We start from the raw sequence: 24,946 nt of genomic DNA, 5'->3' as shown, positions 1-24,946 counted from the left end.
CAATGTGGCAGCCAAGATCAAAGCCAGTAATGTTTTTCTGCCCCTGTCATCCGTCGTCACCAAGTTTGTAACAAACTCCATTTTCACTTGCCTTACATTAATGATAATGATTATTATTTATATTTAAAAATCACATAGTAGTCACACAAAGTCAAGTGCTAATCTTGTTTGATGTCGATATGTCACTGATGCGCGCTCAATGTTAGGCCTTAAATGGGTCCGCCTGGAAAAGACTACGGAGTCTATTAGGCGTTAACCTGTTTTGCCGACGTATTGCCTCACCTGTTAATGTTACTTTCTTGCTTCAGCTAAAATGTTACTCTCAGCACGCGTTCCGTAGACCAGTTATCTGACCACCCTGGCCCGCCCTTCCTGCAACATGCATTGCAGTGTTCAGCGATGGCCTTCAGTGAATTTCCCCGAATGTGCGTCTTCAAGTTTGAGAAGTAATTCTGTACTGCACAATTGCGGTTCATCGCGAGCTGCGGATGATGGTGGCCACGCTGAAAATCCCGCTGGAGCGTCGTAACAGACGTACCGGCAGAACGGAAAAGGCACGCTTCTGGGAGATAACCGACCGGACGGTCCGTACCTGGATTGGGGAGGCGGTTGAGGCCGCAGCGGCTGACGGCGTGACGTTCTCAGTGCCGGTGACACCCCATACGTTCCGCCACAGTTACGCGATGCACATGCTGTACGCCGGCATCCCGCTGAAGGTGCTGCAGGCGCTGATGGGGCACAAGTCTGTCAGCTCGACAGAGGTCTATACGAAGGTGTTTGCGCTCTATGTCCCGCACGGCACCGGGTGCTGTTTCAGATGCCGGGTACTGATGCTGTGCCCATGCTCAAAGGAATTTGTTAGCCCGCCAGGATTAACGTGTTAGGCGGTTACTTTCATAATAGGTTGCGTACTTTCATAATGAATCTGTAAAAAGGAGGTTACTTTCATAAACGCAGCTCAAAAATTGACTGTTTTTACGGCAAATTTCCCCATAAAATCCTTTTGGTCGACTCCGTCATTATGAAAGCGACCGCTTTTGGCCCAAGCATTATGAAAGCACCCTACTACCACCGAACCAATTATGAAAGTAACCGCTAATCTGGGTTCCGTGGGGCTGCAAGCCCTAATTTAGGCGAGCGGTTATGAATGATGAACATGATTTCCCTACCTTTTTTTGTTTCATTGTAATCGAGATACCCAATTCTACGCAGATCACCCATAGCACGTCTTATTATCGCGTTCTGATCCTTGATTTGTGACTCCATAGCCAGACGCTCTCGCAGACGCTTCATTGAAACGTAAAGAGTTCCAGCTGGCATGCTTTCAAAGTAAACATAGAGCGATTGTGCAGCTTCTTTTCGTGAGAGTTCAGATAATGCCTTCAACCCGAGCAGAACCTTATGGTCATATCGATACAATTCCCATAGGCTCTTATCACCAACAATCTCTACAACGTCCGCTTCCATATCCAGAACCGCACGCTGGACCAAGTGGGTAATGAGGCTTCGCTTGCCGTCCTTGCTCCGAAAAGAAAGAGTAACGCTTGAAAGATTAAACAGAGAATCGCTCAGACGTGTGCGGGCCCGCCCGTTGATATCAGTAGGCTTTAATCCACACATTCTCGCGAACTCTGAAAAAGGAAGCGTGATTTTCTCGCTCTCATACCCGTATTTTGAGAAAGCAGATATTATGCCGATCCACGTTTTGAAATCAGTGGACATCCCCAGCTTAGCACCTTGAATTTTGATGTTTGTATAACCTTCCTGACGAGCTACTTCCAGGCTTGAAAGCTCTTCTGACGCATCTATCTGAAAATCGCGTTTACCTTTCTCACGCGGTGATACTGGCGTAAAGACGCTCAGCCTGAGTAGAGCTACTGGTTGTACCGTTTTACTACTGTTGGGAACCAGTTCGTAAGCTGTGCCTGAGTCCTTTTTGATAATGGCAAACGGACTCATAGCCTCATTGATTTTATTCAATTTTTAGGGTTATCCACATGAGTTGGTTTGAAAGCACTCTTTTTATGAAAGTGACCGCCCAAGGATTATGAAAATAACCGCCTTTATTATGAAAGTAAACGCTTTAATTATGAATATAACCGCTTTTCTTATGAAAGTGACCGCCAGAAAGGCATTTTATTGCTTTGTTTTCAGACAGATACAGACGTTGTGATCTTTTCTTTTCCTTTGTTGATCTTATTACTGATCTAAGTAATTGATATATCAGTGTATATGTGGATAAGTTGAACAGAAAGATGACGGCATAACAGGGTTTAAATTCATTGTTCCAACAGAGTGCAATTTTTTGATACTTACCATTTTGTATCCCCAGGGGATATCTATAAGATATACATGGGATGTTTTTAGAGTACCTAAATTTATTGACTATGTGTAAGTTTTTAGTTTAAAAAGGTATCTACTAAACATCCATTGGATACCCCATGTATGTCTAAGGGGTGCTTGATGGGTATCAAATGAGGATAGAAGGGATATATTATGGGTATAATTGCTAATGCTCACCCGAAAGGCGGTGTAGGTAAAACTACATCTTCAGTTAACCTGGTTGGTGAAATGAAAACAGATGCTGTGGATCTTGACACACACACTGGGCTTTCAATCATCCTGGGGTTACGTCCAGATAGTAAACAGGTTTCTGTAAGGGTACCGAATACTGTCGAAGAGCTGATTGAAATAATGACGCCTTATAAAAATAGCGATAAAGACCTGTTTATAGATTGTGGGGGGTTCGACTCTGATCTAACTCGTACCGCAGTAGCGTTCGCTGATTGTGTCATCGTTCCATCTAAGGACTCTCTAACAGAACGGATTGGGCTTATGCACTTTGATGCTGTTCTCGCTGAAATCAGTTCAATCATGGAAACAAATATCACAGCACATCTTTACCTGTGCAAAGTTAACCCAAACAAGAAAAACTTCCCGAAACTTGAGGCATTACTCCCTACCTTCAAGCACCTGAAATTAATGGACAGCCGGATATCTGCTCGTGCTGAGTTTGAAGACGTTATTGAAAGTGGAATGGGGATAACTGAAACCTTGCATGGACGCACCACACAGGGTGGCAAAGAAGTCATAGCTTTAGTTAATGAGATTAAGCAATTGATGGCGAATAAACGTTAACATTAGGATACTCTTAAGATATCCTTCGGATATCACTTGAATATTTAAAGGGCATTCTTGGTGTGCCTTCAGAACATCTGAGATGTATATCATGAGCAAAAATAAGATTAACGAACAGACTGAGAAACTCAAAAATTTAGTGGGCTCAGCTCGGCTGCAAACGTCCACACAAATGGCTGCGAAAAATGATGCAGCTCACGGTGGTGACGAAATTAGCAACGAAGCTAAGGGTTCTGAAAAGCCGATCCAGGTTACAGAACGTCCTGAACCGGTGAGAACTAAGGCTAAAAATCTCAAGGCCATTCCTGTTACATATTTTGAGGCTCATGACGAGCTAAAAGCCACCTGTAAGACGTCTCTCGATTTTAGCTCATATATTATTGAAGCTATCCGAGAAAAGCTTGAGAGAGATGGTGCTATTGGGAGTTGAGATATCTTTTGGGTATCTTTTGGATATATGCAGTGTATGCTCAGGATATCAAAGGGAGGGTCATTGTATCCCCTCAGGATATCCTGGGTATATCCGGATAATCAGCAAAAGTTAGTGCAAGTGTAAAAAAATATCTATTATATATCTGTTAGATATCTGATGGATGTTTAAGGGATGCTTTACAGATATCCAAAGGATTGCTGATGGGTTCCTTTGGGATACTATCTCACAATAGTGCAACAGGGATATCACTCCATCTTGTAGTGTACGCAGGCGAGAGCATATCTCGCTTCATCTGCCATTCAGGGGCTATTCCCCGCCCTGCAAACCAGATTTTTCCCTTCCCGGAATGATTGATCCTATCCAGAACCTTCATCAGTTCGTCGCTTTGGGCACGGGGCTGTTCTTCATCAAACAGATTCAACTGAGACACGCCGCTGGGCGTGAAATCATTCAACATTACGCCAGCCTTTGCATATCGATGACCATCGAGCCAGATACTGTCCAGGGCCTTTACTGCGGCGCTGATAATGTCCCGGGTGTCTCGGGTAGGCAGGAGTAGTTTTTCGCTGGCCACATTGGCGTAATACGCCTCGTTGACGGCAAAAGGTGATGTTTTAACGAAGACAGCAATATGCCGGCAGAACTGGCGTTCACCACGTAGTTTCTCGGCCGCTCGCTCTGCATGCTGGCAGATGGCCTGACGTAGCGCTTCGTAAGTTGTGACACGTTCACCAAAACTCCGGCTGCAGATTATCTGCTGTTTTGGTGAGGGGGCTTCTTCCAGTGATATACAGCTTACACCATTGAGTTCGCGGACCGTTCTCTCCAGCACAACATTAAAATTTTTCCGGATGAAGGCCGGATTCGCGCGGGCCAGCTGCAGTGCAGTGGTTATACCCATTGTGCTCAGTTTCCTGGATATCCTGCGACCAACTCCCCAGATTTCCTCGACCGGCTGGAGCGAGAGCAGTTTTGTCGTGCGTCGGGGGTTACCCGTTGTTAATGCCAGTACGCCACCAAATTGTGGCCATTCCTTCGATGCCCACTGCGCGCTTTTTGCCAGCGTTTTGGTTGGCCCCATGCCCACGCCGATAGTCAGGCCGGTCCCGTTCCGGACGTGTTCACGCAACTGTCGGCCAAAGTCTTCAAAGTCAATGCAACTGTCAATACCACTCACGTCAAGAAACATTTCATCAATAGAATACTGCTCCACGCGCGGCGCCAGTTCCTCGAGATGAGACATTACCCTGTTCGACATAGACGCATAGAGCTCGTAATTGCTTGAGAACGCGATGACCGGCTCCGGGAATTGTGTCATCTTCAGCTGGAACCACGGTACCCCCATTTTTATGCCCAGCCGTTTTGCTTCGGGGCTGCGGGCGATTACACAACCATCATTATTGGACAGAACGACAACCGGTTTGTTTCGCAAATCGGGACGAAATACTTTCTCGCAGCTCGCGTAGAAGCTGTTGACGTCAGCCAGGGCGTACATCAGTCCCGTCCCCGTGTCTTATGTACGAATGCCGTAACGACCCCAAATATCTGCAGGTTATCGGGATCTGGCCAAAGGGTAGGGTAGTCCGGGTTCATCGCCTGTAACCCCGGTCGTGGCGTCAACAGCAGCTTTTTGACCGTGAACTCTCCGTCAATTTCCGCGATCACGATGTCGCCGTGCTGAGGACGTTCTGCCTTGTCCACAATCAGCAGATCGCCGCTGTGCAGACCCATATCCCGCATAGAGTTGCCGATGGCTCTGACAAAGTAAGTTGAACTGCGACGCTGAATACAATACTCGTTCAGATCCAGTTCAGATTCTGTGTAGTCCGCTGCCGGCGAAGGAAAACCTGCCTGGCACCGCTCCAGAAACAGTGGGGCGGAAAAAGGCTCAGCGGTTGATGCCGCCGAATAAAGACGAAGCATATGCACTCCTTATTTTTACTGTTTTTATATACAGTATTATTGAGTATTTTCCCCGGGTTTCAACATGAATCTTTCAGATTGCATATAACCTTCTGTCTTGACTCAGGAAAAATTCACACTGGCTGTAGCACACAGTTAATTGAACTACGAAAAGTGTCATTTTGATGATTTTAAAAGTAAATAATCATCTAAATATCTTTTTTGGCTTCTTATAAATACCCAAAATGATGTTTTTATGTTGCCTTTTGTGGTTCACTACTTTATTATATGACCAACGTGGTGATTTTAAGGAAATCAAAATGATTAACATTTTCTGTGACGATGGTTCCACTAACGTTAAGCTTGCCTGGTTTGAAAACGATATTCTGAAGACGTCCGTTTCACCTAACTCGTTTCGCCACGGCTGGAAAGTGGATTTCGGCGGTCCGGTATTCAATTACATGGTCTCCGGCCTGAAATACACCTGGGATGCGGTCAGCCGGGAAGCGGTATCAACCACAAACGTGGAATACCAGTACGGCGATCTCAATTTACTGGCGGTACATCACGCGTTACTGAACTGTGGCCTGAGCCCGCAGGATGTATCGCTGACAGTAACGCTGCCACTGAGTGAGTATTACGACCAGGACTGCCAGAAAAATGAGGAAAATATCAGCCGCAAAAAAGCTAACCTGATGCGCGATATTTCTCTCAACAAGGGAGTAACGTTTACAATCAAAGACGTCAGTGTTATGCCTGAGTCATTGCCGGCGGCGTTCTCCCGCCTGGCTGAAATTAAGCCCGGCCCAGGAGAGTCAACGTTGATCATTGACCTCGGAGGAACAACGCTGGATGCGGGGGTGATCGTGGGACAATTTGAAGATATCAGCGCCATCCATGGGAACCCGACCATTGGGGTATCTGTTGTCACTCAGGCTGCGCAGGGAGCCCTGCGTGCTGCGGAAAGTGAAACCAGTCCGCTGATTGCTGACAGGGTCATTCGGGAACGAAAAGATCGTGCATTTCTTCACAGCATCATTAATGATTCGACCAGAATTGGATATGTCACTGACAAAATAGAAGAGGCTATCGGAGCGCTGGGAGCCAGAGTGGTGAGTGAACTTACACGCTTCCGTAACGTGAACCGTGTTCTGCTTACAGGTGGTGGTGCTCCGCTCATCGAAGAAAGCGTTCGTCGCGCCTGGCCGCTTGCCGCCGACCGGATCGAGGTTATCAAAGATCCTCAGCTGGCACTGGCGCGGGAGATAGCGCTCTTCAAACACGAGGACTGATTGTGTCTGCCGGAAATTTCTTTCTCTACCTGAATCATGATGATCATACGGATATGCGTGCCCTGGCCACTATTGAGTCAGTGTCCCGCCCATTACGCGGAGAGTTTATTCGCGTCGCGTCCGTGGCTGGATCGGTTCTTTACCGGATTGATGTCCGTCTGCCGCCAATGTTGGGCGCTATGTTTGCAGGCACAATTACGCCATCGCAGTTTGCCGGTATACTGGCATTACTGCGGGGAACCGGAGAGACTGATGTTTCAGGAGAGGGAAAGGTGTATCCATGGATTCCGGGCAGATATACCGGCACGTCTCAGCGCCGTCGGTTGATACTGCAACTGGAGGATGATGTGTGCGCCAGCCTGGTACTCCCTCTGCTGGATGATGCTTCTGACCGGCAACGTATGACACTTCTGCGCAGTCTGATGATCGCAGGTTGTGTACTTCATGAGCTCGATCAACGATTTCCCCGGTTGCTCGCCAGCATGCCGGAGCCTCCTGCCACCCTGGATGCCCTGCAGCACCTGGCTACGGGATTATTTAAGGAGAGGGGGCTGAGTATGCCCCTGCCCGGAGAGGTAAAAAGTACCGGGCCGGAGTCCTCTCCTGAAATCAGCGTCGCGCGGGCGAATATGAAAAAATTATTTTAATGGCGTATGCCTGTGAAAATCACCAGGACGGTGATGTGGAAAAATAGTGAACTTCCCGATATGCAGGGATTAACGGAGGCATTCTGATGACCGATCTCAGGGAGTATGGTAAGCAAATCCGACAATTCCTCAAGCTGGCTCGGGAGCTGCAGACACTGAATATTGTTGAGGATTTCGAAAATAAGACGCTGACTGAAATCCGGGAAGTGTTAACCCGGCGTTCTTCTCCGGGGACAGGCTATAAAGATGCGTATCCACGCCACGGAGCCCGGTGGGAGGAAGAGGAAAAGCAGCATCTCATCGCGCTGGCAGAGGCTGGCATGCTCGACGTGGATCAGTTTGCTGAGGATTACCAGCGCAGGCCTGCGTCAGTATTTAAATACATGAAAAAAATTGGGTTACTGAATAAAAACTTTAACGATTTCTGACGGGGACCGGTCTTCAGTATGAACACTGCACTTTCCCCTTATCCCGAAAATTCCGGTTTCATCCCCGCCTGATCGCAGTGATTTTCTGATGCTGACCGCCGCTTTTCCTGCTGCACTCTCGTCCCGCTCTCTCCCGATACCATCCTCTTATACGTCGTGACAGGTGATTGCTCCCCCGGAATTGTGGGCTGAATGCCTGAGTACCCAGGCCGTGCCGGCACGTTAACCGGGCTGCATCCGATGCAAGTGTGAAGCTGACGCCGGTTTCCTCACCCGGTCACGTTTCGTCATTCTTCCTGAACGTCGAAACGTGCTGCGGCTTCCGGAACCGCACCTGCATCGTGATGCCCGAATGCCCGGTTACAGATGCGGCACGGCCTGATGGAGGCCGCATCTGAGAGGAAAGTGACTATGCCAAACTGGTGTTGTAACCGGATGCGTTTTTCTGCTGTACCTGAGCAAACAGCAGCGATTAAGGCACTGGCTGAGGGTGCTGTGACACCGTTTTATCGTCGGGCGACTGAAGAGGGGATTCAGTTATTCGTGGCCGGATGTGTCGGGCTTCTGCAAGTGACAGAGGAAATTCAGTTCATACCTTATCCTGCACTGACTGCAGCAGGAATTGGTGTGTTATCGCCGGAAAACCTGGCGTTTACTCGCTGGCTGACCCAGTTGCAGGATGGGGTGCTTCTGGATGAGAAAAACAGTCAGGTACTTCATGAAATCTGGCTGCAAAGCGGTATCGGCGGTCGTCGGTGGGAAACGTTGTCCGACAGTACCAGAAATGAGATTTCGCGTCTTTATGCATACAAATGCCATGACTGGTGCGGAATATGGGACAGGAAAGACGTGGCTGTATGGTGGACGCAACTGTGTGATAACCCGTTACCCGCGCGAACGAATCCGTTTGACCTGCTTCTGGTTCTGCCGTCCCGACTTGATGTGGAAATTAACGGCTTCAACGGAAAACTGCTGGATGGCATTCCTTCAGCGTATAACTGGTACCTGTCGCAATACGGAACAAAGTGGCCGGTGGGGTATGAGCTGAATATTTGTTCTCAGGGCAGTGACTTTATCGTGATTGATTTTGATACCCCCTGGAGCCCGGTCAGCGAAGAAGTTGTGGCTGAACTCAGCAAGCGTTATGGCTGTGAGGTAGAGCACTGGTTTGTGGAGCAGGGATGTAATTACTGCGGTTATGCCAGGTACGTCAAGGGCGAAACGGAGGTGTACATCACGGACGAGCTGGAGTGGGGTAATGCTGACCCGGATGATGAGGACAGCTTCCAGGATATAACCGGCCCTGAGTGGATTATCAACAATGTGGCGCACTTTGGCGGCTGACCGGAGGCGGGCGGCCTGGCCGCCCGGATATCACGATGAAACGCATGACTGTTAAGGCTTTTCAGGAACGTCTTTCCCGGTATCCTGATTATGCGCTTTGTTGTGGCACGTTCTGGCTGTCCAGTGACTTTCTGGCACTGGACAGTTCGCTCACGGAGGACGATATCGATGCGGCGATTGAGCTGGCGCAGTACAGCCATGATGCGGATGAGGAGTTCCTCGATGCGTGGACAGTGACCGGCTCAACGGATGCGCCGGTACTGCGCGACGAGTGGGGGAATGACTGGCGGGATATCACCCGCTGACAACCTGCCGGGCAGAATGTCTGCCCGGTACTTCCTGAATGAATAATGATGTCGCTCTGCTCCTCTTTTTTCGGCGCCGGCTGCGCGGCGCGGGAGCAACGCTGCCTGTGGTCAGTATCCCGCGTCCGGCCGGGCACGGGACGGGCGATTTTTCTGCTCCTGCCTGGCGCTGTCGCCATTATGCGCCCGGCACTCGCCTTTTAAGGCACGCCCTTCAAGCCGCTTTCGCGGCATATTCTCGCCGTCAAAAAGACAACGGCTGCGATATTCCACGGTCGGCATTGACCCGTTACCGGACGCGGTGAACAGCCCACAGGCAGCGGGGAACGGGCGTCACAGGGACGCCCTCCCGATGCCTCCTGTAACCGCGAGGAATCTCTATGTCCCGTTTAATCCAGGGGAACTGCGTCGATATTATGTCCACCTTTCCGGACCACGCCGTCGATTTCATCCTTACTGATCCACCCTACCTTGTCGGATTCCGTGACCGTTCCGGCCGCAGTATTGCCGGTGACAAAACCGACGAATGGCTGCAACCCGCCTGTAACCAGATGTACCGCGTACTCAAAAAAGACTCGCTGCTTATCAGTTTCTATGGCTGGAACCGCGTTGACCGTTTCATGGCGGCCTGGAAAAGTGCCGGTTTCAGCGTGGTCGGACACCTGGTATTCACCAAAAACTACTCGTCAAAATCCACGTATGTCGGCTACCGCCACGAATGTGCCTATATCCTGGCGAAAGGCCGTCCGGATCTGCCGCAGAATCCGCTGCCGGACGTGCTCGGCTGGAAATATTCCGGCAACCGCCATCATCCGACTGAAAAGCCTGTAACCAGCCTGCAACCGCTGATTGAGTCTTTCACACATCCCGGCGCGATTGTGCTGGACCCGTTTGCCGGCTCCGCCTCCACCTGCGTTGCCGCGTTACAGGCGGGGCGCCGATATATCGGTATCGAGCTGATGGAGCAGTACCACAGGGCAGGTCAGCAACGCCTGGCCGCCGTTCAGCAGGCCATGCAGCGCCCGGTAGCCAACGATGACTGGTTTATCCCGGAGGCTGCCTGATGAATTACGTCGGAAACGAGAAGTTGCGGGCGGAGGTGGCGTTGCTGACCAACAGCATGTGCGACCTGCGCACCACCCTGAAAGTACTGGAAGATCGTTATCACTGGCAGCGTCACGGGCTTACTGAACGACTGGCCGGGCAGAGTCTGCGGCGCATCAACATCCTGCTGGATGAAGCGTTCAACGAAAGCCTGATGCTCGATGAGTGTTTTAAAGACTGACAACTGACGTTTGACCACGGGCGGCGGTGCCGCCCCACAGAACCAACGGAGAAAAATCATGATGTATGGCACTCGTAAGGAACTTAACAAAAAACTGAAACGCGTTTTTGGCAACGACGAGCGTTTTGCCCTGCTGGTCTGGACGAAGCAGGACGTTATGTCACTGGCTCAGGGGATGACCGAAGTGGAGGCCGATGCGATTTTACGTGAGATTGGCAAAACCGGTTTCGGCGACCATGCCGAAGCGGGCATTTCATACCGTACAGTACAGGAGCTGTACGCCGGATTACGGGAAATGCCGAGCGTCAGTGTTCCCGCCGACCTGCTGGCAAGGATAACGGACATCGCAGGACGGGCGCTGGATACGGAGGATGCTCAGGCCTGGCCTCTTGTATGCCGACAGTACCCCAGCGTTGCCGATGCTCAGGCCGATATTGCCCGGCTCAGGCAACAGGCGCTGGCAGCATAACGCACGACCCCGCGCCGGGTGAGGGGCGGGTGTTCCACAGTACGCACATCTGAATACGAAAAAGGAACCATATCATGAGAAATAACACGCTCAGTGCACTGATAGTGCACCACGGAGACAGTCTGTTACACCGGTCCGGCTGGCCCGAAACCGTCGGAGTGACACAGGTAGCCCCCGGTGTGGTTCCCGGCTGGCTGGCCGTCTGCGGTGTGCTCAGTGCAGATGAAATCCTGACGCTGGTGACGCATCTTTGCCGGTCCCTTAATTATGGACGGGCGCAACTACTGACGGCCAGTGCGCAACGGCTGGCGGGGACGCCAGTCCGGTTACATCTTTACCCGGTACAGGTATATCCGCACCCTGCCACGGTACGTGAATGTACCGAAATCCGCCTTCCGTATGCTCAGGAGTGGCTGACTATGGACGAATGTGCAGACCTGCTGGCGCTCCTGAAAGATTCCACTGACCGGGTATGCGAAATCGTCCGCCAGGATGCGCGACGTATTGCGGCGGCGCTGGCGCCGTCTGGCGAGCCCCGTTTGATGGAAAAACAAATCGGGAGCTGGCGGCTTCTGGCTGATGAATACGACCATGAGAACTGGCTTGATGCAGACGACGGGGACGAACTGGATAAGGTGCTGGATGCGGTACTGGTCCGTAACGCACGTTTCTGCCCGGTTCTGCTGACGCTGGTTAATGAGCAGGAGGAAGGTATTGAAAGTTGCGGCGTGATAACGGACTGTCTGCGGTTTCCCGGCGCCCCCTCCCGACGCTGGCTTGACCGCCGTGTCCTCCGGGAAGTGGTGAACGAGGCCAGACTTATCAGCCATTCTGACAGTGAATGTTGACAGGTGAGGGAAGGGGAAGCCCTTCCTTTTTTAGCCAGTACCGGAGGTTACAAAAGCAAAAAGGATGTCGCCGTCGGCTCCGCATCACCCGGACATGGCCTGAAGGCCATGTCCTTATGGTTTTCCACTCTGCGGCTTCCGCGTTGTGACGGGCTGTGCCGTGCATCCATCGTAGCCGGGCTGGCGTTGATGCAAGGGTGCGCTTCGCCGCTGCGGTCACCCGGTCCTTCCTTCCCGTCAGCCGCGCTCTTCCGGTCGTTCGTCCGCTCAGGTTTCGCGTCCTCACCCTCCAGTTCCCGTCTGCCGTGTCGTCAGGCTGCGGCTTCCCTTGCGCCCCTGCATCCCCGCCTGGGCGCCCGTCTGTTATGGATGCACGGCACCGCCCGGTGTCGTGGATATGTGAACTACGGAGGAAATACCATGCAATACGCAGCAACTGCCCCCCTGAACGTTGAAGAATCTGATCGTCTGTCATTTCTGCCGTATCTGTTCGGCGATGATTTCATGATTGCAGAAATGCAGGTGTACGCGCTGGCCAGAAAAATGATTACCGGATACGAAGGCGGCTTCTGGCACTTCATCCGTCTGCCGGACGGTGGCGGCTATATGATGCCGGACTGTGGGCCAGTGCATCTGACTAACAGTGAAAACTGGTTTGACTCTACTGTCAGCGCGGATGCAGCAGGGATTATCCTCACATCCCTCGCTATTAACCGCCGTTTATGGGCGCATCACGCGTGTGGTCATGCTGCGCTGACGCACCTTTTCCGGACAAGGGATGCGCAGTTATGGAGCCATATTGAGTTCCATCCTGAATGTAACGCCATTTACGCCGCACTTGACTGAATAAACGACGGGGCGGCGATACCGCCCCTTTTAAAGGGATAAAACAATGTACGCACCCATTAAAGAAATCATGACCGATCTCCTGAAATATGACATGGCGCCTGAAGAGGCTTTGCTGGTTCTGTGTATTACGCGTGAGGATATCCGTATGCTGACCACTGAATGGAATATGTCCGATGAGGATATTACATGTGTCATGCAGCGACTGAATGCAATGTATGAGCAGGGGGCTGATGTGAGCATGATCCGCTGTATCGCTGAAGAACTGATGGATGAGCGCCGCGCAATAGGTGATGTCAGCGTTCCGGCCAGTGCGCTGCAAAAAATAATGTTACTGGCAGGTTCTGAAATGCAGCGACTGTATGCCGTGGCAGAGGAAGGGGGCGGGGATGCAGACGCCTTCCTGGCGGAAGAAATAGACGCCATGCGCCAGTTACAGACTGCGATCGACGGATAAGAAGGATAACCCCGTGAACATTAAACCAGAAACCCGTGAAATTCTTCGCCAGTACAAAGAGCTGATTAATGCCCGCCGCCGTGATGCCGACCAGAGTGAACTGACGATCGCGCAGGTCATGGATGAAATCTGCGAGTACATGGCCTGTCAGTGTGCCGTTTACATCGGCGGTCACTTCATCTTACAGGGAGGAAAAAGCAGGTAAACATGATGGCAGGCGGGGAAGCCGCCTGTCAGCCCGCGCGAAAAAAACTGGCAGGCTGTCGCCTGCCGGAAAAGCGGGAAGCAGCGCCTGCGGCGCTGCAACCCCGCCTTTCCGGTTACGGGATGATGAGAGGTTGTATCATATGTCCTGGCCGGATTATGCAGTGATACTGTCATCACGTCTCTTGTTTCTTTCTTTGGTCGCCCCTTCGGCTCCCGGCTGCCTGACGGCATCCGGTCGTCAAGCCCGACTCCGCCGGGCAGCTGCTGGCGCACCTGCCAGGCTCCGCCGAACCCGCTGGCGCGGTTTCGGGCTTCGCTACGGTCTGATGTCTGAAACCCCGGCTTGCAGCGACCGGAGCGGTCGCGCCGCCATTGTCGCGCCGGTGACGGCGCTCCCCGCACCCCTTGCGGGGCGTAAGGCTTTTTCCCTCCTGCCGCCACCTCTGCGGCCTGTTTCCCGCTGCGGACTTTCCGGGGGCTGAAGTAACCACATCCCGTTTCAGCCGTCCAGGGGGAGGTGTACCGGCCACAAAACTTTTTGCCGCGGGCGTCAAAAACTTTTGCGTCCGCCCCCGGACAGCCGCCCCGTGACGTGGTGACGGGCGCCCCATCGGAAAGGTCCACTGCGGGGTGAAACCCCGAAGAAGTGGACGGCAGAAGGGGCTTTCGCCCCTCCGGGGAATAACCGGTCGGCCCGGCGACATGATTCATCAGAGGGAGACGTATTCATGACAGTCAGCAGCACGATTTCCGTTTATTGTCGCGATGGTATGTTCCGTTCCGTTTACTGCCATCTGCACGGTGAGCCGTCCTGGAACGGCAGAATCCTGCATACCCACTATGCCACCGGTCAGCAGGCGGAAGCCCTGATTACACATGGTGATATCCGTTGTCTCGGTCCCCGCTGTGACAAGCCTGCCGGGCATACTCTACAGCATCCGGCGAAAGGGGTGACGTCATATTACGGACGTGACAGCAATCTGCTGATGGACAGTGAGGCACGTGAATACCGTTCCCTGACGGAGGCTATAGCCACAGAAAGTACGCCAGAGGTGCGTTTTCATTATTTGTTCATCGATGGCTACTGGAAGGTGATGTACCGCTCGCCGGAAGGCTGGAAGATGAAACCGCTCGCGCTTGCACTGCGTCGCTGTCAGGAATGAAAAAAGGCAGGGGATAAACCCTGCCTCTCTCCGCCGGAACTTCCCTGCATGGAAGTCCGGCATCTCAATAACTATCTATGGAGATTATGCTATGAGGCCTTCAATTATCATGGCAATGGCTGATTATGTAAAGCAGCAGAGCGAAGAGTGTCTGCAGAAGGATAAAAAAGTACGTCGTCAGACCCGCGTCACACGGCGGCAGATGACACCGGATGAAATTGACCCCAAAATCCTGGCGCTGGGTTGTCATATTGTCAGACGCTGCAGCAAGCAGCAGCGGGTACATGTTCCCGCCATGCGTTCAGGCGAGTGGGGGCATTTACTCCGCGCACTTGAAATGAAACGTGCCTGGAACTGATTAACCCTTGCCGTCCGCGAAAGCAGGCGGCAAGATTGGCACTGATATCTCACCAGGAGGCACAGTGAGTAAAAAGAAAAACACCACAACGCCCACGCCGCATGATGCTGCGTTCCGGTCGTTCCTGGCGAATCCCGATGTCGCCAGAGATTTTCTGGAACTGCACCTTCCGGCTGAACTACGGGCTGTCTGTAACCTGGACACGCTGAAGCTGGAATCCGGTACGTTCGTTGAGGAAGATCTGCGCCAGTATGCCAGCGATATCCTGTGGAGCATGAAAACCACTGACGGTGATGACGGATACATCCATGTTTTAATCGAACATCAGTCCAGCGATGACAAAATGATGGCGTTTCGCCAGATGCGTTATGCCATTGCAGCGATGCAACGGCACCTGGAAGCCGGGCATGGCAGGCTGCCGCTGGTCATACCGCTGCAGTTCTATCACGGAGAGCGCAGCCCCTACCCATATTCAACAAACTGGCTGGATTGCTTCAGTAATCCGGAAGTTGCGGGTAAAATATATACAAACCCGTTTCCGCTGGTTGATGTCACCGTCATTGATGACGATGACATCATGTGCCATCGCCGCATGGCCGCGCTGACACTGCTGATGAAGCATATCCGCCAGCGTGACCTGATGGAGCTACTGGATAAGCTCCCTCTGTTAATGGTGGAGATGGTATCTGATGAGCAGGTACGTGTACTGATTCATTACATGGTGAATGCGGGAGATTCACCTTCCCCGGAATTTATGCGGGCGCTGGCTGCGCGTCTGCCGCAACATGAGGATAAACTTATGACTATTGCTGAACGTCTTGAGCAGAAAGGTCGCGAGGAAGGACGCAAGGAAGGTCTCCAGGAAGGTCTCCAGGAAGGGCGTCAGGAGGGGCGTCAGGAGGGCGCTGCTGAAAAAGCACAGGCTATTGCACGACAGCTCCGGAATATGGGAATGACGCCGGAGCAGATTAAACAGGCGACCGGGCTTTCCGACGCTGAACTGAAAAAGGTTATTCACTAACTGAACTGAAAATCCCGGCAAAAGCCGGGATTTTTGTAAAATCATGCAGGGGGAATTGATGACTATTGCTGAACGTCTTGAGCAGAAAGGTCGCGAGGAAGGACGCAAGGAAGGTCTCCAGGAAGGGCGTCAGGAGGGCGCTGCTGAAAAAGCACAGACTATTGCACGACAGCTCCGGAATATGGGAATGACACCAGAGCAGATTGAACAGGCAACAGGGCTTTCCGGTGCTGAACTGAAAAAATTATTTGCTGACTGAAGTGCACCGCCCACTTTTGCCGGGCTTTGTTTTCTTAGGGCTCATACTCCCACTGCTGTTTTCCCCAGTTCATTTTCCAGACGAGTGATGATGTCAGTTTTACGCATCCGATGCATGAGCGGTAACAGGTCGAGGACAGAAAGTGCCTGGGTGGTTCGCCAGACTGTGACATCCACCTGTTCCGCATTTTCCCATGCGTGCCATGTCCGCAAAGTTACGCCGAACTCCCGCGCGGCTTTTTCGCGTGACCAGCACATCCCCTTTCTCCAGAGGCGCAGCTCCCAACCTGTCATAAAATACCTTTGAAAAAGTGAAATAATTACACTTTATTCTATCATATTATTCCTGCAATAAAGCGTATTTATTGCTTTTAAAAAGTGTAAAAATTTCACTTTTTATCAGTGGTTTATTTTCTTTTGTCCCCTTAACCCCGGGTTTATCTGGTGTCGTCAGACATCCGTTCGAACACAATCAGGTGTTTCCGGTTCAGGAAAACTATCTGGCACCGTAGTGCTGTTCATCCGCCCCTGTCGCGCCGGAAACGGCGCTCCCCGCACCCCTTACGGGGTGTAAGGTCACAGCGCCGGATGGCGCTGCTGTTTATCCTCCCGCTGCCACTTCTGCGGCCTGTTCCCCGCAGCCGGACTTTCCGGGGGCTGAAATAACCACATCCCGTTTCAGCCGTCCAGGGGGAGATGTACCGGCCACAAAACTTTTTGCCGCAGGCGTCAAAAACTTTTGCGTCCGCCCCCGGACAGCCGCCCCGTGACGTGGTGACTGGCGCCCCACCGGAAAGGTCCACTTCGGGGAGTAACTCCTGAAGAAGTGGACGGCAGGAGGAGCTTTCGCTCCTCTGAAAGGGAATATTTATGTCCCGTATCCGGTGTATTTCATCCCTGTATGTGAGGAGGTTTTTATGTCAGCACGTGGTGTTAACAAGGTCATTCTGGTCGGGAATCTGGGGCAGGCCCCGGAAGTTCGTTACATGCCTAACGGTGGCGCAGTGGCAAATCTGCAACTCGCAACGTCAGATAACTGGCGTGATAAACAGACGGGCGAGATGAAAGAGCAGACGGAATGGCATCGGGTGGTGCTGTACGGAAAACTCGCGGAAGTGGCTGGCGAGTACCTGCGCAAGGGGTCTCAGGTGTATATCGAGGGACAACTGCGAACCCGTAGCTGGGACGATAACAACGGCGTCACCCGCTATATCACAGAAGTTATTGTTAACACCACGGGCACCATGCAGATGCTGGGTGCCCGCCGTGAAAGTTATCCTCAGCAGGGCAGTCAGCAGTTCAGCGGTCAGCCGCAACCTCAGACCCCACCTCCGGCGGCAAAGGGAGAGGGCAAAGCGGCAAAAGGGGCAGGGAAAGCAGCCAAAGGAAAAAACGCCGCAGCACCGCAGCAGCCGCCAGCGCAGCCCGAACCGGCGTATGACTTCGACGATGACATTCCCTTTTGACGCAGCAAATTTTCACTGTTGCCCCGTCTGACGGGGCTTACCCAGGAGAACAGTATGACAGACAACACCATGCCCCCACTGAAATCCCTGCCTGACGGGACTTTCACCCGCGAACAGGCCGAAGCGGTGGCGGCTCAGTATCAGAATGTGGCCATCGAGGACGATCAGGGGACGCACTTTCGCCTGGTCATTCGCAAGGATGGCGAAATGGTCTGGCGGGTCTGGAATTTTGAACCGGGCGGCGAGTACTGGATGAACCGAAATATCCAGAGCTACGGCATCCGTAAAACGCAGTAAGCAGCAGGAAAGATGCCCTGCCGGAGAAGCCACTCCGCAGGGCCGGACAATCATCAATATCAGCGAGGTATTAACTATGTCAGCCACCGAGTCTAAAGCAAAAAAGGCAAAAAAAGCCAGCCCCAAAGCGGCAGCGCATAAAGCGAATACCCAGTCAGACGTTCTGGTTACCGCACTGGACAGCGCCCCCATCCGTTACACCGCCTGGTCCCGCCTGTTTATCGGGGAACTGAACTGCCGCATTGTGCCGCACACCCCGGAAGAAATCAGGGAATATGCCGACAGTATCCACGCAGTCGGGCAGATCCATAACATCGTGGTGGTGGAATGTGACGATGGTCGGCTGGAAGTGGTTTGCGGCGGGGGACGGACAAAAGCGATCGGTCTGCTGGTTGAAGAAGGGAAGGTAAACCCGGATCACGAATGGATTTCTTATAAAGCGGTACCGCGTGAACTGGCACGGGCTGTCTCCCTTACCGAAAACGGCAGACACCGCGCCATGCACCCTGCCGAGCAGATTGCCGGATTCCGCGCCCTGGCTGAAGAAGGGAAAACGCCCGCGCAAATCGGGGACCTGCTGGGCTACGGCGTGAAACACGTCCAGCGCATGCTCAGACTCGCAGGACTGGCTCCGGTTATTCTTCAGGCACTGGCAGAGGACAGGATCACCACCGAGCACTGTCAGGCGCTGGCGCTGGAAGATAATCCTGACCGTCAGGTGCAGGTGTACGAGGCGGCGTGTCGGGAGGGCTGGAACAATAAACCGGAAGTGCGCGTGATCCGTAACCTGATCACCGAAAGTCAGGTGCCCACCCTCAACAACAGCAAATATGCGTTTGTCGGTGAAAAAGCCTTCTCCGGCGATGAAATCCGTGCAGACCTGTTCAGCGACGAGCAGGGCGGTTTTGTGGACAAACTGGCGCTGGATACGGCCCTGCTGGAAAAACTTCAGTGGGTGTCGGAGTGCCTGAAAGAGGCCGAGGGCTGGGCATGGGCCACCGGACGTCTGGACGCGATCAGTTCTCACGGCGAGGACAGCGAGGTGTACCGTATTCAGGATGAGCCTGACGCGGTTTACACAGAGCAGGAGCAGCAGCGCATGGATGACTTGCAGGAGCAGTATGACGAGAACCAGACCGCCAGCGATGAAACCGACGCGATGGAGTCAGAGATGGAGGCCATCGAATGCGCGGCACAACTCCGGGCATGGACGCCGGAAATGCGCGCACAGTCCGGCGTTGTGGTGTCATGGCGTCAGGGTGACGTTTATGTCCAGCGCGGAGTGATCCTGCGCGAACCGTCTGAAACGGAAGACGAACCTGCCCAGGTTAAAACATATGAGCGCCAGCCAGAGCCTGTGGACGATATCAGTGTTCCCCTGCTGACCCGAATGTGTGCGGAGCGGACGCTGGCAGTCCAGGCGGCACTGATGCAGCAGCCGGAAAAATCCGTCGCCCTGCTGGCATGGACGCTGTGCCTGAATGTGTTCGGCAGCGGCGCGTATAACCGACCCGCGCAAATCTCCCTGGACTGTAAGCATTACTCCCTGACGAATACCGCCCCGTCCGGTAAAGAGGGCATGGCATTTCTGACCCTGATGCAGGAGGGGAAACGCCTTGAAACGCTGCTGCCGGAAGGGTGGAAACAGGATTTCACCACGTTCTTTACCTTCAGCACTGCCGATCTTCTGGCCCTGCTCAGTTTCTGCACGGCATGCAGTCTCGATGGCATGCAGACGCGTGGCACCGGAGGCACCACCCGCAGCCCGCTCGATAAGCTGGAAACCGCTCTCGCTTTCCATCTGCGCGACTGGTGGCAACCGACGAAGGCCGATTTCTTCACTGGTCTCAGAAAGCCACAAATCATCGCCGCACTGAACGAGGCCGGACTGACAGGCGCGGCGCGGGATGCGGAGAAGATGAAGAAAGGCGATGCGGCTGAACTGGCAGAGGACAAAATGCGGGACAACCGCTGGGTGCCTGTCTGGATGCGCGCCCCTGACGCAGAAAAATCCCCGTCTGATGCAGAAAACGACGTATCTGATACCGAAAACGGCAGCGCTGATACACCCGATGCGGCTTCTGATGCAGACAGCCACCATACCCTGCCTGATGCAGCCTGATAACGGAGGCCGCCCCTTCGGGGGCGGCAGTAAGGAGAAAATGATGCGTAACATTATTACCCCCGCTGTACTGAATACCATGATCCCCCAGGAGTTTGAAGACTGGCGCGACGGCGGCGAAGACCTGCGCCGCGAACTGACCCACGCCGTGATGCGTGACCTGACATGTCCCGCAGGCTGGGACATGAACGGCGAGTACCGCAGCGAGTTTGGTGGTTTCTTCCCGGTGCAGATCCGTTTCACGCCAGCCCACGGCAATTTCAGCCTGGCGGTATGCAGCCCCGGCGATATCAGCCCGTCCTGGATGGTGGTCTTTATTCCGGTCAGCGGTCGCCCGTTCTCTGTTATCCGCACGCTGCCAGCCTGGTCGCCGGAGGTTATCACGCATACACTCAGCCTGGTGGCTCACCTCGATGCCGATGGTTACAGTCAGGCAAGCATCATCAGCGTTCTGGCGATGGAGGGCGCAGTATGATCCCCCGTTCGCACGCCCTGGTACCACAACTGCCGGAACAGGAAGCTGCTGCTAAGGCGATTATTTATGTCGAGGAGAAAAGGGCGAAAGATCCGACATGGAAATGTTATTCCAGTCCTTATGCGCAGGCGTTTCTCCGGTTTTTGTGCGGGAAAGGAAAAATTTCCGGCAAATCACTTAACCAGATAAGAGGCATTATCTGGGATAAGGAGGATAAAATACCGCTGTCGTCTTATGAGCGGGCGCTTGATGATTTCATATCAAGCCGGGGACGGTATTGTCCGACCCCGCTGCCGTCAGATCTTGCCCGGTATGTGTTCCCTGAAAACTTGTTCCGACGAAGTGACCGTCAGGAAAAACGCCGTACAAGAGAGTTCCATCAGTATTCCCGCCGTGAACAGCGCAAAAGACAGGAGAGGGAGAACAAATATGCCTGTCTGGTCGGGCAGGCTGAAATTGACCTCGCTTTTCAGACACCGGAGTCGTTGCGGGCCTGGTATTTAAGATGGTCGCAGTCTGACATTAAGCAATATGATCTGGAGCGGATGCTCTGGATATGGCTGGAGCGATGCCCCTCGTTGTCTCATCTGGAACGATGGCAGTATTCAGATTGTCCTGTCTGGGTTCTGGAAGCTGACATCCGCGATGCAGCCGCATCACTGACGACGGAGCAGAAAGCCCTTGAACGCTGGCTTGTGCCTGACAAACTGACAGTGTCAGTAAGGAGCCAGATATGAAGTGGCGTTATTCGCTTCGCTGGAAACTGCCCTCTCCTTGTCCCGGCGAACAGGAACTTGTGTCTGAAGTGGTGGAAGCAGGGCAACAGGCTCCCGAATCCGTTATGTCACGCTGGGTGGCGGGGGCCGGGTATGCCGTGTGTGTCGATTTTCTGGGGGAGAGGCAGGTTCGTCGCTGGAGTAATGAGCGTAAAGCCGCCACCCGTCGCCGGAATCTCGAACGGCGTATTAACCGGATTGCTCCACTGTTTGCGGATGAACTGATCACAAGGGAGCTTGAGGCACGGCCTGAATATTTCCGTGGAAAATCATAGTGCCGGTGAAGTTTAGCTTAAAATACGACTGACAGGACGGGGTATCGGTATGATCGTTTCGTTCCCGGGGTGGTTTGGTGGTCATGCCGTTACTCGTCCTGTTCCCGCCTGAATAAGGATGTCGCCGTCGGCTCCGCATCACCCGGACATGGCCTGAAGGCCATGTCCTTATGGTTTTCCACTCTGCGGCTTCCGCGTTGTGACGGGCTGTGCCGTGCATCCATCGTAGCCGGGCTGGCGTTGATGCAAGGGTGCGCTTCGCCGCTGCGGTCACCCGGTCCTTCCTTCCCGTCAGCCGCGCTCTTCCGGTCGTTCGTCCGCTCAGGTTTCGCGTCCTCACCCTCCAGTTCCCGTCTGCCGTGTCGTCAGGCTGCGGCTTCCCTTGCGCCCCTGCATCCCCGCCTGGGCGCCCGTCTGTTATGGATGCACGGCACCGCCCGGTGTCGTGGATATGTGAACTACGGAGGAAATACCATGCAATACGCAGCAACTGCCCCCCTGAACGTTGAAGAATCTGATCGTCTGTCATTTCTGCCGTATCTGTTCGGCGATGATTTCATGATTGCAGAAATGCAGGTGTACGCGCTGGCCAGAAAAATGATTACCGGATACGAAGGCGGCTTCTGGCACTTCATCCGTCTGCCGGACGGTGGCGGCTATATGATGCCGGACTGTGGGCCAGTGCATCTGACTAACAGTGAAAACTGGTTTGACTCTACTGTCAGCGCGGATGCAGCAGGGATTATCCTCACATCCCTCGCTATTAACCGCCGTTTATGGGCGCATCACGCGTGTGGTCATGCTGCGCTGACGCACCTTTTCCGGACAAGGGATGCGCAGTTATGGAGCCATATTGAGTTCCATCCTGAATGTAACGCCATTTACGCCGCACTTGACTGAATAAACGACGGGGCGGCGATACCGCCCCTTTTAAAGGGATAAAACAATGTACGCACCCATTAAAGAAATCATGACCGATCTCCTGAAATATGACATGGCGCCTGAAGAGGCTTTGCTGGTTCTGTGTATTACGCGTGAGGATATCCGTATGCTGACCACTGAATGGAATATGTCCGATGAGGATATTACATGTGTCATGCAGCGACTGAATGCAATGTATGAGCAGGGGGCTGATGTGAGCATGATCCGCTGTATCGCTGAAGAACTGATGGATGAGCGCCGCGCAATAGGTGATGTCAGCGTTCCGGCCAGTGCGCTGCAAAAAATAATGTTACTGGCAGGTTCTGAAATGCAGCGACTGTATGCCGTGGCAGAGGAAGGGGGCGGGGATGCAGACGCCTTCCTGGCGGAAGAAATAGACGCCATGCGCCAGTTACAGACTGCGATCGACGGATAAGAAGGATAACCCCGTGAACATTAAACCAGAAACCCGTGAAATTCTTCGCCAGTACAAAGAGCTGATTAATGCCCGCCGCCGTGATGCCGACCAGAGTGAACTGACGATCGCGCAGGTCATGGATGAAATCTGCGAGTACATGGCCTGTCAGTGTGCCGTTTACATCGGCGGTCACTTCATCTTACAGGGAGGAAAAAGCAGGTAAACATGATGGCAGGCGGGGAAGCCGCCTGTCAGCCCGCGCGAAAAAAACTGGCAGGCTGTCGCCTGCCGGAAAAGCGGGAAGCAGCGCCTGCGGCGCTGCAACCCCGCCTTTCCGGTTACGGGATGATGAGAGGTTGTATCATATGTCCTGGCCGGATTATGCAGTGATACTGTCATCACGTCTCTTGTTTCTTTCTTTGGTCGCCCCTTCGGCTCCCGGCTGCCTGACGGCATCCGGTCGTCAAGCCCGACTCCGCCGGGCAGCTGCTGGCGCACCTGCCAGGCTCCGCCGAACCCGCTGGCGCGGTTTCGGGCTTCGCTACGGTCTGATGTCTGAAACCCCGGCTTGCAGCGACCGGAGCGGTCGCGCCGCCATTGTCGCGCCGGTGACGGCGCTCCCCGCACCCCTTGCGGGGCGTAAGGCTTTTTCCCTCCTGCCGCCACCTCTGCGGCCTGTTTCCCGCTGCGGACTTTCCGGGGGCTGAAGTAACCACATCCCGTTTCAGCCGTCCAGGGGGAGGTGTACCGGCCACAAAACTTTTTGCCGCGGGCGTCAAAAACTTTTGCGTCCGCCCCCGGACAGCCGCCCCGTGACGTGGTGACGGGCGCCCCATCGGAAAGGTCCACTGCGGGGTGAAACCCCGAAGAAGTGGACGGCAGAAGGGGCTTTCGCCCCTCCGGGGAATAACCGGTCGGCCCGGCGACATGATTCATCAGAGGGAGACGTATTCATGACAGTCAGCAGCACGATTTCCGTTTATTGTCGCGATGGTATGTTCCGTTCCGTTTACTGCCATCTGCACGGTGAGCCGTCCTGGAACGGCAGAATCCTGCATACCCACTATGCCACCGGTCAGCAGGCGGAAGCCCTGATTACACATGGTGATATCCGTTGTCTCGGTCCCCGCTGTGACAAGCCTGCCGGGCATACTCTACAGCATCCGGCGAAAGGGGTGACGTCATATTACGGACGTGACAGCAATCTGCTGATGGACAGTGAGGCACGTGAATACCGTTCCCTGACGGAGGCTATAGCCACAGAAAGTACGCCAGAGGTGCGTTTTCATTATTTGTTCATCGATGGCTACTGGAAGGTGATGTACCGCTCGCCGGAAGGCTGGAAGATGAAACCGCTCGCGCTTGCACTGCGTCGCTGTCAGGAATGAAAAAAGGCAGGGGATAAACCCTGCCTCTCTCCGCCGGAACTTCCCTGCATGGAAGTCCGGCATCTCAATAACTATCTATGGAGATTATGCTATGAGGCCTTCAATTATCATGGCAATGGCTGATTATGTAAAGCAGCAGAGCGAAGAGTGTCTGCAGAAGGATAAAAAAGTACGTCGTCAGACCCGCGTCACACGGCGGCAGATGACACCGGATGAAATTGACCCCAAAATCCTGGCGCTGGGTTGTCATATTGTCAGACGCTGCAGCAAGCAGCAGCGGGTACATGTTCCCGCCATGCGTTCAGGCGAGTGGGGGCATTTACTCCGCGCACTTGAAATGAAACGTGCCTGGAACTGATTAACCCTTGCCGTCCGCGAAAGCAGGCGGCAAGATTGGCACTGATATC

At 53.5% G+C, this 24,946-nt stretch carries 32 protein-coding genes and 3 pseudogenes; 31 read left to right on the top strand and 4 right to left on the bottom strand.

What is annotated here, in order from left to right:
• Window positions 1–479 precede the first annotated feature (479 nt).
• Window positions 480–862 (top strand): annotated as a pseudogene (locus AC3G3F_RS20380) (tyrosine-type recombinase/integrase); the annotation flags it as partial.
• Between the two features lie 233 nt (window positions 863–1,095).
• On the opposite strand, the gene AC3G3F_RS20375 reads toward AC3G3F_RS20380, so the two are convergent.
• The gene (locus AC3G3F_RS20375; protein WP_000074442.1) at window positions 1,096–1,959 is read right to left on the bottom strand and encodes a RepB family plasmid replication initiator protein; all 864 of its coding nucleotides are present in this window, start codon (window positions 1,957–1,959) and stop codon (window positions 1,096–1,098) included.
• Window positions 1,960–2,496: 537 nt separating this feature from the next.
• On the opposite strand from AC3G3F_RS20375, the gene AC3G3F_RS20370 reads away from it, so the two are divergent.
• A complete protein-coding gene (locus tag AC3G3F_RS20370) occupies window positions 2,497–3,138 on the top strand; it encodes a ParA family protein (protein WP_000511282.1) in 642 nt (213 codons plus the stop codon).
• Between the two features lie 91 nt (window positions 3,139–3,229).
• On the top strand, window positions 3,230–3,568 hold the full coding sequence (locus AC3G3F_RS20365) for a hypothetical protein (protein WP_001838487.1): 339 nt from the start codon (window positions 3,230–3,232) through the stop codon (window positions 3,566–3,568).
• Between the two features lie 226 nt (window positions 3,569–3,794).
• Here AC3G3F_RS20365 and AC3G3F_RS20360 read toward each other — a convergent pair whose 3' ends face one another.
• Both AC3G3F_RS20360 and umuD read right to left on the bottom strand, forming a co-directional pair.
• Window positions 3,795–5,066: a Y-family DNA polymerase gene (locus AC3G3F_RS20360; RefSeq protein ID WP_000271043.1), complete on the bottom strand. Its 1,272-nt coding sequence runs from the start codon at window positions 5,064–5,066 to the stop codon at window positions 3,795–3,797.
• The gene (gene umuD, locus AC3G3F_RS20355; protein WP_000945337.1) at window positions 5,066–5,494 is read right to left on the bottom strand and encodes a translesion error-prone DNA polymerase V autoproteolytic subunit; all 429 of its coding nucleotides are present in this window, start codon (window positions 5,492–5,494) and stop codon (window positions 5,066–5,068) included. Before umuD ends, AC3G3F_RS20360 begins: the two co-directional genes overlap by 1 nt.
• Before the next feature lie 302 nt (window positions 5,495–5,796).
• On the opposite strand from umuD, the gene parM reads away from it, so the two are divergent.
• From parM to AC3G3F_RS20270, 17 genes and pseudogenes are all read left to right on the top strand, one after another.
• Complete coding sequence (gene parM, locus AC3G3F_RS20350) at window positions 5,797–6,765, top strand: plasmid segregation protein ParM domain-containing protein (RefSeq protein ID WP_024134920.1); 969 nt, start codon at window positions 5,797–5,799, stop codon at window positions 6,763–6,765.
• Between the two features lie 2 nt (window positions 6,766–6,767).
• The gene (locus AC3G3F_RS20345) at window positions 6,768–7,412 is read left to right on the top strand and encodes a plasmid partitioning/stability family protein (RefSeq protein WP_001272524.1); all 645 of its coding nucleotides are present in this window, start codon (window positions 6,768–6,770) and stop codon (window positions 7,410–7,412) included.
• A gap of 86 nt (window positions 7,413–7,498) precedes the next feature.
• The gene (locus AC3G3F_RS20340; RefSeq protein WP_000131023.1) at window positions 7,499–7,840 is read left to right on the top strand and encodes a hypothetical protein; all 342 of its coding nucleotides are present in this window, start codon (window positions 7,499–7,501) and stop codon (window positions 7,838–7,840) included.
• A 411-nt stretch (window positions 7,841–8,251) separates the two neighbouring features.
• On the top strand, window positions 8,252–9,184 hold the full coding sequence (locus tag AC3G3F_RS20335) for a DUF1281 domain-containing protein (RefSeq protein WP_001838486.1): 933 nt from the start codon (window positions 8,252–8,254) through the stop codon (window positions 9,182–9,184).
• A complete protein-coding gene (locus AC3G3F_RS20330) occupies window positions 9,181–9,489 on the top strand; it encodes a hypothetical protein (protein ID WP_372911877.1) in 309 nt (102 codons plus the stop codon). The genes AC3G3F_RS20335 and AC3G3F_RS20330 overlap by 4 nt, the downstream gene beginning before the upstream one ends.
• Window positions 9,490–9,527: 38 nt before the next feature.
• Window positions 9,528–9,794 (top strand): annotated as a pseudogene (locus AC3G3F_RS20325) (hypothetical protein).
• Between the two features lie 75 nt (window positions 9,795–9,869).
• Complete coding sequence (locus tag AC3G3F_RS20320) at window positions 9,870–10,553, top strand: DNA methylase (protein ID WP_000088647.1); 684 nt, start codon at window positions 9,870–9,872, stop codon at window positions 10,551–10,553.
• Window positions 10,553–10,774 (top strand): hypothetical protein, encoded by a 222-nt coding sequence (locus tag AC3G3F_RS20315; protein ID WP_001110185.1) that lies wholly within the window; start codon window positions 10,553–10,555, stop codon window positions 10,772–10,774. Before AC3G3F_RS20320 ends, AC3G3F_RS20315 begins: the two co-directional genes overlap by 1 nt.
• A 58-nt stretch (window positions 10,775–10,832) precedes the next feature.
• A complete protein-coding gene (locus tag AC3G3F_RS20310; protein ID WP_000990113.1) occupies window positions 10,833–11,243 on the top strand; it encodes a DUF1380 family protein in 411 nt (136 codons plus the stop codon).
• 74 nt (window positions 11,244–11,317) lie between these two features.
• Entirely contained in the window at window positions 11,318–12,091 is a 774-nt protein-coding gene (locus AC3G3F_RS20305; protein ID WP_001245637.1) for a hypothetical protein, read from the top strand.
• Window positions 12,092–12,511: 420 nt separating this feature from the next.
• The gene (locus tag AC3G3F_RS20300) at window positions 12,512–12,937 is read left to right on the top strand and encodes an antirestriction protein (RefSeq protein ID WP_001198816.1); all 426 of its coding nucleotides are present in this window, start codon (window positions 12,512–12,514) and stop codon (window positions 12,935–12,937) included.
• 46 nt (window positions 12,938–12,983) lie between these two features.
• Window positions 12,984–13,394, top strand: a complete 411-nt coding sequence (locus tag AC3G3F_RS20295; RefSeq protein WP_058112050.1) for a DUF1380 domain-containing protein — start codon at window positions 12,984–12,986, stop codon at window positions 13,392–13,394.
• A 13-nt stretch (window positions 13,395–13,407) separates the two neighbouring features.
• Complete coding sequence (locus AC3G3F_RS20290; RefSeq protein WP_058112051.1) at window positions 13,408–13,599, top strand: hypothetical protein; 192 nt, start codon at window positions 13,408–13,410, stop codon at window positions 13,597–13,599.
• Window positions 13,600–14,329: 730 nt separating this feature from the next.
• Entirely contained in the window at window positions 14,330–14,764 is a 435-nt protein-coding gene (locus tag AC3G3F_RS20285; RefSeq protein WP_000218869.1) for a hypothetical protein, read from the top strand.
• A 91-nt stretch (window positions 14,765–14,855) separates the two neighbouring features.
• Entirely contained in the window at window positions 14,856–15,122 is a 267-nt protein-coding gene (locus tag AC3G3F_RS20280; protein WP_023180568.1) for a hypothetical protein, read from the top strand.
• A gap of 64 nt (window positions 15,123–15,186) precedes the next feature.
• The gene (locus tag AC3G3F_RS20275; protein WP_058112054.1) at window positions 15,187–16,143 is read left to right on the top strand and encodes an Rpn family recombination-promoting nuclease/putative transposase; all 957 of its coding nucleotides are present in this window, start codon (window positions 15,187–15,189) and stop codon (window positions 16,141–16,143) included.
• Between the two features lie 46 nt (window positions 16,144–16,189).
• Window positions 16,190–16,402, top strand: a pseudogene (locus tag AC3G3F_RS20270) (RpnC/YadD family protein); the annotation flags it as partial.
• Window positions 16,403–16,443: 41 nt separating this feature from the next.
• On the opposite strand, the gene AC3G3F_RS20265 reads toward AC3G3F_RS20270, so the two are convergent.
• Complete coding sequence (locus tag AC3G3F_RS20265; protein WP_023180571.1) at window positions 16,444–16,695, bottom strand: helix-turn-helix domain-containing protein; 252 nt, start codon at window positions 16,693–16,695, stop codon at window positions 16,444–16,446.
• A gap of 623 nt (window positions 16,696–17,318) precedes the next feature.
• Between AC3G3F_RS20265 and AC3G3F_RS20260 the strand changes: the two genes are divergently transcribed.
• The 11 genes from AC3G3F_RS20260 (at window position 17,319) to AC3G3F_RS20210 (ending at window position 24,897) form a co-directional block, all read left to right on the top strand.
• The gene (locus AC3G3F_RS20260; RefSeq protein WP_001276133.1) at window positions 17,319–17,867 is read left to right on the top strand and encodes a single-stranded DNA-binding protein; all 549 of its coding nucleotides are present in this window, start codon (window positions 17,319–17,321) and stop codon (window positions 17,865–17,867) included.
• Between the two features lie 54 nt (window positions 17,868–17,921).
• Window positions 17,922–18,164, top strand: a complete 243-nt coding sequence (locus tag AC3G3F_RS20255; protein WP_000131765.1) for a DUF905 domain-containing protein — start codon at window positions 17,922–17,924, stop codon at window positions 18,162–18,164.
• 76 nt (window positions 18,165–18,240) lie between these two features.
• Window positions 18,241–20,286: a ParB/RepB/Spo0J family partition protein gene (locus tag AC3G3F_RS20250; RefSeq protein ID WP_058112052.1), complete on the top strand. Its 2,046-nt coding sequence runs from the start codon at window positions 18,241–18,243 to the stop codon at window positions 20,284–20,286.
• A gap of 40 nt (window positions 20,287–20,326) precedes the next feature.
• The gene (gene psiB, locus AC3G3F_RS20245; RefSeq protein ID WP_077910314.1) at window positions 20,327–20,761 is read left to right on the top strand and encodes a conjugation system SOS inhibitor PsiB; all 435 of its coding nucleotides are present in this window, start codon (window positions 20,327–20,329) and stop codon (window positions 20,759–20,761) included.
• Window positions 20,758–21,498, top strand: coding sequence for a plasmid SOS inhibition protein A (locus AC3G3F_RS20240; RefSeq protein ID WP_058112053.1), 741 nt, complete (start codon window positions 20,758–20,760; stop codon window positions 21,496–21,498). The genes psiB and AC3G3F_RS20240 overlap by 4 nt, the downstream gene beginning before the upstream one ends.
• Window positions 21,495–21,812 carry a hypothetical protein gene (locus AC3G3F_RS20235; RefSeq protein ID WP_023180230.1) on the top strand — a complete coding sequence of 106 codons (318 nt, stop codon included), beginning with the start codon at window positions 21,495–21,497 and terminating at the stop codon, window positions 21,810–21,812. The genes AC3G3F_RS20240 and AC3G3F_RS20235 overlap by 4 nt, the downstream gene beginning before the upstream one ends.
• A 474-nt stretch (window positions 21,813–22,286) precedes the next feature.
• Entirely contained in the window at window positions 22,287–22,712 is a 426-nt protein-coding gene (locus AC3G3F_RS20230; protein WP_001198816.1) for an antirestriction protein, read from the top strand.
• 46 nt (window positions 22,713–22,758) lie between these two features.
• Window positions 22,759–23,169 (top strand): DUF1380 domain-containing protein, encoded by a 411-nt coding sequence (locus tag AC3G3F_RS20225; RefSeq protein ID WP_058112050.1) that lies wholly within the window; start codon window positions 22,759–22,761, stop codon window positions 23,167–23,169.
• A gap of 13 nt (window positions 23,170–23,182) precedes the next feature.
• Window positions 23,183–23,374, top strand: a complete 192-nt coding sequence (locus AC3G3F_RS20220; protein WP_058112051.1) for a hypothetical protein — start codon at window positions 23,183–23,185, stop codon at window positions 23,372–23,374.
• Between the two features lie 730 nt (window positions 23,375–24,104).
• Window positions 24,105–24,539, top strand: a complete 435-nt coding sequence (locus AC3G3F_RS20215) for a hypothetical protein (RefSeq protein ID WP_000218869.1) — start codon at window positions 24,105–24,107, stop codon at window positions 24,537–24,539.
• A gap of 91 nt (window positions 24,540–24,630) precedes the next feature.
• Window positions 24,631–24,897: a hypothetical protein gene (locus tag AC3G3F_RS20210; protein ID WP_023180568.1), complete on the top strand. Its 267-nt coding sequence runs from the start codon at window positions 24,631–24,633 to the stop codon at window positions 24,895–24,897.
• The last annotated feature ends 49 nt before the right edge of the window (window positions 24,898–24,946 follow it).

The organism is Salmonella sp. FC25216 (assembly GCF_057751355.1).
This window is presented reverse-complemented; position numbering and strand designations above follow the sequence as displayed.